The 7,401-nt window shown below is 70.4% G+C and carries 6 protein-coding genes; 3 read left to right on the top strand and 3 right to left on the bottom strand.

Annotated elements, in window-relative coordinates; all coding sequences use genetic code 11:
• Nucleotides 1–1,669: hypothetical protein (locus tag KME78_RS44720; RefSeq protein WP_219536014.1), on the top strand; the 1,669-nt coding region annotated here is incomplete at its 5' end.
• Here the strand turns inward: KME78_RS44720 and KME78_RS44725 are convergent.
• Nucleotides 1,625–2,155, bottom strand: a complete 531-nt coding sequence (locus tag KME78_RS44725; protein ID WP_281429052.1) for an HIT family protein — start codon at nt 2,153–2,155, stop codon at nt 1,625–1,627. The genes KME78_RS44720 and KME78_RS44725 overlap by 45 nt on opposite strands.
• A gap of 1,245 nt (nt 2,156–3,400) precedes the next feature.
• On the opposite strand from KME78_RS44725, the gene KME78_RS67560 reads away from it, so the two are divergent.
• Entirely contained in the window at nt 3,401–3,790 is a 390-nt protein-coding gene (locus tag KME78_RS67560; protein WP_219536018.1) for an Asp23/Gls24 family envelope stress response protein, read from the top strand.
• 747 nt (nt 3,791–4,537) lie between these two features.
• Here the strand turns inward: KME78_RS67560 and KME78_RS44735 are convergent.
• Both KME78_RS44735 and KME78_RS44740 read right to left on the bottom strand, forming a co-directional pair.
• Nucleotides 4,538–5,977, bottom strand: a complete 1,440-nt coding sequence (locus KME78_RS44735) for a dihydrolipoyl dehydrogenase family protein (protein ID WP_219536020.1) — start codon at nt 5,975–5,977, stop codon at nt 4,538–4,540.
• Nucleotide 5,978: 1 nt separating this feature from the next.
• On the bottom strand, nt 5,979–6,539 hold the full coding sequence (locus KME78_RS44740) for a hypothetical protein (RefSeq protein WP_219536022.1): 561 nt from the start codon (nt 6,537–6,539) through the stop codon (nt 5,979–5,981).
• Nucleotides 6,540–6,699: 160 nt separating this feature from the next.
• Between KME78_RS44740 and KME78_RS44745 the strand changes: the two genes are divergently transcribed.
• Nucleotides 6,700–7,308: a TetR/AcrR family transcriptional regulator gene (locus tag KME78_RS44745; protein ID WP_219536024.1), complete on the top strand. Its 609-nt coding sequence runs from the start codon at nt 6,700–6,702 to the stop codon at nt 7,306–7,308.
• The last annotated feature ends 93 nt before the right edge of the window (nt 7,309–7,401 follow it).

Below are 7,401 nucleotides of genomic sequence, written 5' to 3' on the forward strand. Positions count from 1 at the left end.
CCTCAAGGCCGCGGGCAAGTGCTCGGTCGCGGTCGGCCCCGGCGCCGCGCTGGCGCTGGCCGACCGCGACGGCGCCGTGTCCCGCTACCTCGCCTCCCCCGATCAGGTCCCGGCCGCCGACCTGGCGCGGTGCCCGATGGTGGCGGTGGAGGTCGACGACCTGATCCGCCCCTACCTGGCCACCGGCACGCTGCCGCGCGTACCCGACCAGCTCGGCGCGCGCGAGCGCCGCGACGCGCTGCGGCAGGCCGACGCGAAGACGGGCGCGCTGCTGGCGGCCCTGCCCGCCGACGCGACCGTCATCCTGGCCGGCCTGTCGGACCACGGCTCCGTGCCGCACCTGCGGGTCGCGATGCTGCGCCAGCCGGGCGCCCAGGGCCACCTGCTGGGGGCCGCCTCCACGCACCGCGACGACATCTCGATCCTGCCCGACCTGACCGCCACCGCGCTGACCACGGCGGGCGTCGCGGTGCCCGACACGGTCGTGGGCGTGCCGCTCCAGGTGGGCGCGCAGGGCGCGACGATCGACCGGCTGCGCCGCGCCGACGCCACCGCCCAGACGATCCGCTCGGTCAAGGGCATCTATTTCACCGTCGTCGCCGTGCTGCAGGTCCTGTTCTACCTGATCGCGTTTCTGCTGCTGCGCCGCCGCAAGGGCCTGCCGGGGGTTCGCCTGGCGGCGGTCGCCCTGGCCGCACTGCCCGTCTCCAGCTACCTGGTCAACCTGCTGCCGTGGTCCACCCTCACGGGCCTGATCGGCGGCGTGCTCGGCTGGGTGGCGGCCATCACCCTCCTGGCCTGCGCGGGGCCGTGGCGGCGCGCGCCACTCGGCCCGCTCGCGGTCGTGGCGGGCATCACCGCGCTCACGCTCGCCGGCGACCTGCTGACCGGCACGACCCTGCAGCTCAACAGCGTTATGGGCTACAGCGCCGAGGTGGGCGCCCGCTACTACGGTCTGGGCAACATCCCGTTCGCACTGCTGGCCACCGGCACGCTGCTGGCCACCACGACCATCGCCCACCGCTTCCCGGGCAAGGTGGGCGTGGCGGCGGTGGCGGTGCTGGGGGCGTTCGCGATGGTGCTCGGCGGCTCGGGCATGGGCAGCGACTTCGGCGGCGTCATCGCGTTCGTGCCGGGCATCGCGGTGACCGCGCTGATCCTGGCGGGCAAGCGGGTGTCGATCGTCAAGCTGGGAGCGTTCTGCGTGGCGGGGGCGGTGATCGTGATGACGTTCGCGATCGTCAACTACCTGCAGCCGCCCGACAAGCAGACCCACCTGGGCCGGTTCGTCGGTCAGGTGCTCACCGGCGAGGCGTTCGACGTCATCCTGCGCAAGCTCAACGCCATGCTCCACACGCTGCTCAGCCCCAACCTGATGCCGATCGTGATCGCCGCCGTCGCGTTCCTCGTCTACGCGATCCTGCGCCCCGAACAGGCCTCCGCCGGAGTGGTGCCCGCCGCCTTCACCTACTCCCCCGCGCTGCGGGCCGGCCTGATCGGCACACTCGTCAGCGGCGTGATCGGCATGCTGGTCAACGACTCGGGCGCGGCCGTGCTCTCGATGGCCCTGGCCCTGGCGATCCCGCTGCTGCTGTCGGCGGGCATCGGCGCGCTGCCGGGGCCGTCAGTCCCACGCGTCGGCGAGCAGCTCGCGGGTGTCACGAAGTAGCTGCGGCAACACCTTGGTCTGCGCGACGACCGGCATGAAGTTGGTGTCGCCGCCCCACCTCGGCACCACGTGCTGGTGCAGGTGCGCAGCGATGCCCGCGCCGGCGACCTGACCGAGGTTCATGCCGACGTTGAACCCCTGAGCACCGCTCGCCTTGCGCAACGCGCGCACCGCCCGTTGTGTGAACTCCGCCAGCTCCAGCAACTCCGCGCCATCGAGACCGTCATAGTCTGGTACGTGCCGATAGGGCACGATCATGAGGTGGCCGGAGTTGTAGGGGTAAAGGTTGAGCACCGCGTACACGACCTCGCCCCTGGCCACGACCAGCCCATCCTCGTCGCTCATCTTGGGAATGGCGTCAAACGGACACCCGTCCTCGGCGCCCGTCCCGGTCGGCTTGCCCTCACCCTTGATGTAGGCCATGCGATGCGGAGTCCACAGACGCTGGAAGTTATCGGGTGCCCCGGCCCCTGCCTGATCGTGCATATCTAGCAGCATAGGGCCCCAGGTCCGGGGACAAACGGCACAGCCTTCCGGCACAATCCTGAACACCGCCCAGAGGAAGCCACGATGACCGACTCGTTAGCCGACGACACCAATACACCGGGCACCGCAGAAACCGGCAGCACGGGATACAGCGCCACAGAAACCACCTCCACGGGATACAGCGCCGCCGGATCCGGCACCACCGGGACCGGCGACACGAGATACGGCGACACCGGGACCGACGACACGGGCTCCGGCACCACTGGGACCGGCACCACTGGGACCGGCACCACCAGGACCGGCGACACGAAATACGGCGGCACCGGGACCGACACCACGGGATACAGCGACACCGGGACCGACACCCCAGAACGAGGCACCGACACGTACAGCGTCGACCCGTTCCGCTCCACCAGCTCTGGCGGCTCGGGCGGTTCCAGTGGCTTCGGTCGCTCCAGCCGCGGGGGTCGCGGCGACTCCAGTGGTGCCAGCGTCCGCGACATCAGCGGAGTGCGGGACATCAGCGCCGGAGTCCGCGGCATCAGCCCCGGCGTCCACGAAATCGGCGCCAGCACCGCAGAGCCCAGCCCCAACGGACCTGGCCTCTCTGCAACCAGCGCCGCTGGAACTGGCCTCTCTGGAACCGGCGCCTCCGATTCCGGTCCCACCGACCCTGGGGCTGCTACGTCCGGCTCCCTCGGATCTGAGACCGCCAGATCCGGCCCCACCTTCGGACCTGACCTCACCGGGCCCGGGCTCACTGGACTCGGCCTCTCCGACCCTGGCCCCAACGCGTCTGCAACTGCCGGCTCCGGACCCACGGGATCTGGGCTCACCGGATCTGGCCTCTCCGACCCTGGGCCCAATGCATCTGCAGCCGTTGGCTCCGGACCTCTTGGCTCTGGATCTCTGAGCTCGGGGACCGCAGGCTCCGGACCTTTGAGCTCGGGGACCGCTGGCTCCGGACCTCTGGGCTCCGGGGCCGCTGGCTCCGGACCCCTTGGCTCCGGGGGCGCCGACTCTGGGCCCACTGGACTCGGGCCCACTGGACTTGGTGGCGCCGCTGAGCCTGGCACCGCTGCGTCCACCCCCGTCGGATCCAGCGGGTCGCCGTACACCGGCGCCACCCCCTACTCCGGTGCTACTCCCTACGCCAGTTCCACTCCCTATTCCGGTGCCGCTCCGTACGGAGAGGCGGCCGCGTCGGCGTTCGCTGGGGAGCAGTCGTCTGCCACCGCGGCCGTGGTGAAGGGCCGGATCAAGGTCGCGGACGAGGTGGTGGAGAAGGTGGCCTTCCTCGCGGCGATGGAGGTGCCGGGCGTGGCGGGCATGGGCGGCGACCTCGCCCGAGCCTTCGAGTCGGTCCGCGACCGCATCGGCATCGGCTCCCAGAGCGGCAACCAGGGCATCCGCGCCCAGGTCCAGGACCGCCAGGTGGCGGTGAGCCTGACGATCGTGGTCGAGTACGGCCACGTGGTCATGGAGGTCGCCACCGCCGTCAAGACCAACGTGGCCCGCAGCGTCAGCCGCATGCTGGGCCTGCGGATCACCGAGGTGAACGTCACAGTCGACGACGTCCGCCTCCCGGACGAGTCCAACCCCACCACAGATTCCCCGGAAACCGACCCCTTCTGAACGGAGAGGGAACCCACACAAGCCCCCGAGCCCTGGACGCGACGCCAGAGCCCCGAAGCCTGGGGTTCAAGCACGGGCCGGGGCGGCAAGCCATCGCGGCAACCGCCCCGGCCGCCGGCCTGCTCGACCTGCACGGCGCGAGCGATCGCTGCCCGCGAAGTGCCCACTCAGGCTCCGACGTCCGCCTGCGCGGTGGAGCCGAGTCCGAGCAAGACTGATCAAGGACAGCGCCACGACACCGGCCTCATGAACACGTCATTCTGATAAGGGTCGAAGCCGTTGTTCGTCAGGTCACTGTCCGCCGACCTCGGAGCGGCCGCGTTGCCGTAGGAACCCGAGCAGTTGGCACTGTTGTAGAACTGAATCCGCCGTCGCCGCAAGCGCTGGCAAGCCGCTGGGCGTCGGCCTGCGCGGTGGTGCCCACTCCCATCAGGCTGTTCGATGCCCAATCGCCTAGGAACAGCCGAGCTCAGCGACTACTGGCGGCAAACCAGATCCGCAGGACAGCCCACGATCTACGATGTCGGCGACCTGCCTGGCCTCGAGTGCGCCGACTTGACGCTGAGCTTCGTAGCAATAAGCCCATGCCGGGTGCCAAGGTAGGGATCCGTACGGCGGCATATGACCCGAAACCTTGGCTCGGCACCTGGCTGCGGAACCAGAAAAGATGCCGATTCCTGGTCGTCATGGAGTGATCATGCGGTTTCGGTTGAGCAGCCGCGACAGGAACAGCACGCGGCCCGGCGGTCAACGACCGTACGCCTCCAGCAGCCGCAGCCACACCTCGGTGACCGTGGGGAACGCCGGGACCGCGTGCCACAGCCGGTCCAGCGGAACCTCACCGACGACCGCGATCGTCGCGGCGTGCAGCAGTTCGGCGACGTCCGGGCCGGCGAGCGTGAAGCCGACGATCACTTTCCGGTCCTCGTCGACGACCATGCGGGCCTGCCCCCGGTATCCGTCGGCGTGCAGGGCGGATCCGGCGACGGCGCCCAGGTCGTAGTCGACGACGCGCGTCCGTACCCCGGCGGCCTCGGCCGCGGCCGCGGTCAGCCCCACCGACGCGATCTCCGGGTCGGTGAAGACCACCTGGGGAACCGCGCGCTCGTCGGCCGTGGCGACATGCCGGCCCCAGCGGCCGTCCTCGACCGCTTCGCCCTTCGCCCTCGCCACGATGACGTCGCCGACCGCGCGGGCCTGGTATTTGCCCTGGTGGGTCAGCAGCGCTCGCCGGTTGACGTCACCGGCGGCGTACAGCCATCCGTCACCGATCGGCGCCCCGTCCGCCCCGACCACGCGCATCGTGTCGTCCACCGTGAGCCAGGCACCCGGCATCAGGCCAACGGCGCCGAGACCGATGTCCTGGGTGTTCGGTGCCCGGCCGATCGCCACCAGAATCTCGTCGGCCTCGACCTGCTCGCCGTCGGTCATCGTGATGTGCACCGTTCCGGCCTCGTCGCGGTGCACCGACGCGGCCTCCGCGCCGAGGCGTACCGACACACCGGCCTCCCGCAACGACTCAGTGACCCGCTCGCCGGCGAACGGCTCGGCCCGCGGCAGCACACCGTCACGAGCCAGCATCGTCACCGACGATCCCAGGGCGGCGAAGGCGGTCGCCATCTCCGACGCCACCACGCCACCACCGATGACCGCGAACCGGCCAGGGACCGCGCTCACGGCAGCCGCCTCCCGGCTGGTCCACGGCGTGGCCTCGCGCAGACCGGGAACGTCCGGCAGCAACGCGCCGCTTCCGGTCGCGATGACCACCGCGTGCCGGGCCGTCAACGTGACCGGGACGCCGTCGTCACCGGTCACCTCGACCACGCCCGCGGACACGATCCGGCCCTGACCACGGTGCAGAGCGATCCCGGCCGAATCGAGCCAGCCGACCTGACCCTCATCCTTCCAATGCGAGGCGAAGGAATCCCGGCGGCCCAGCACCGCGGCCACGTCGAGACCACCGGTCACCGCCTCGCGCGCTCCCGGCACCTGACGCGCCGCCCGCAACGCCGCCGCGCCGCGCAGCAACGCCTTGGTCGGCATGCAGGCCCAGTAGGAGCATTCCCCACCGACGAGTTCGCGCTCGACGACGGCGGCGCTCAGCCCGCCCTGCACCACCCGGTCGGCGACGTTCTCCCCGACCGGGCCCGCCCCGAGGACGACGACGTCGTACGTGTCGCCGTCCATGTCAGTTTCCCTTCGCGGCGCGGCCGAGACGGAAGGCCGAAATGAGGAAGAAGATGCCGCCGGGGATGGCGTATCCGGCCGCGTTGGTCAGCGTCGGGTTGTCCGCGGAGGCGCCGACGATGAACGAGGCACCGGCGAGCACGGAGATGCCGCCGCTGATGATCATCGGCCACTGGCCGCCCATCTTGCGGCGGGTGACGCCCACGACCAGTTGGACCAGCCCGGCCACGACCGCCCAGGCGCCCCACACGCGCAGCACCGCCGGGATACCGGACGCGCAGGCGATGGCCACGCCTATGGCGGTGATCAGACTGACCGCGATGTTCACGTACAGCAGGGCAGGCGATCCGGTGGTGCGCGACGCGCGGGCGTCGATGATGGCGGCGGACACGTCGAACAGCGGGTAGAGCACGAGCAGAGTGACCGCGAGCGGACCCAGGTTCGAGGCGGTCGTGAACATCGCAAGGGCCCAGACGATGGCGAACGCGAACCGGACGAAGTACAGCCGCCGCAGTGCGGCCGCGGTCCCGGAAATGCCGGGCGAGGCAGCGATAGTGCTCATAATGATCCTTTCGGTGGATGAGCGATGGGGAGAGCGGTTCAGCGCGGCCCGTGGTCGGTCTTCTCGACCTTGGTAGACCGAACGTTCTATCGCGGCACAGCATGGCTACCTTCGGCACGGTCTGTCAAGACCGAACGTTCTATCCGCTAGGTTGGTGGGTATGTCCAGCCAATCCGAAGGTCGGCCGTCCGAAGCGCGGTCCCGGCTGCTCAACACGGCCACCCGGCTCTTCTACGCGGAAGGCATCCACGTCGTCGGCATCGATCGCATCGTCGCCGAGGCGCAGGTGACGCGGGCCACCCTCTACCGGCACTTCCCCGGCAAGGAAGACCTTGTCCTCGCCTACTTGACCGAGGTCGACCGGGCCATGCGGGGTCAGGCGGACGAGGCCGTCGCCGCCGAGCTACCGGCCGCCGACACCATCCGGGCCCTCAGCGAGTCCATCGCCCAAGGCATCCAGTCCCCCGGCTTCCGGGGATGTGCCTTCCTCAACGCCGCCGCCGAGTATCCCGACCCCGAGTCGCCGGTGCACAAGGCCGTGCTCGCCCACCGCCAATGGTTCCTGGAAACCGTCACGGAACTGCTGGCCAAGATCCAGGAGACCGGCGCCGAGCCCGCCGCCCGCCACTTCGTGATGATGCGCGACGGCGCCATGGCCGCCGGCTGCCTGTTCGACCCGGTGCTGATCTGCGAGACCTTCCTGCGCGGAGTCGAGAGGCTCCTGCAGGTTTATGCCGTCACTGACTACAGCGGACCGGCGGGCGCCTGAAGCCGCGGACCTCCGCTCAGGAATGACGCGGACGAGCCCCTGCCGGCGGTTGCCGGCCGCGCAGGACACCGGTCCGGGACCGCAGCGTCAAGC

The sequence above is a fragment of the Nonomuraea guangzhouensis genome, from assembly GCF_019396345.1.
Lineage (GTDB): Bacteria > Actinomycetota > Actinomycetes > Streptosporangiales > Streptosporangiaceae > Nonomuraea > Nonomuraea guangzhouensis.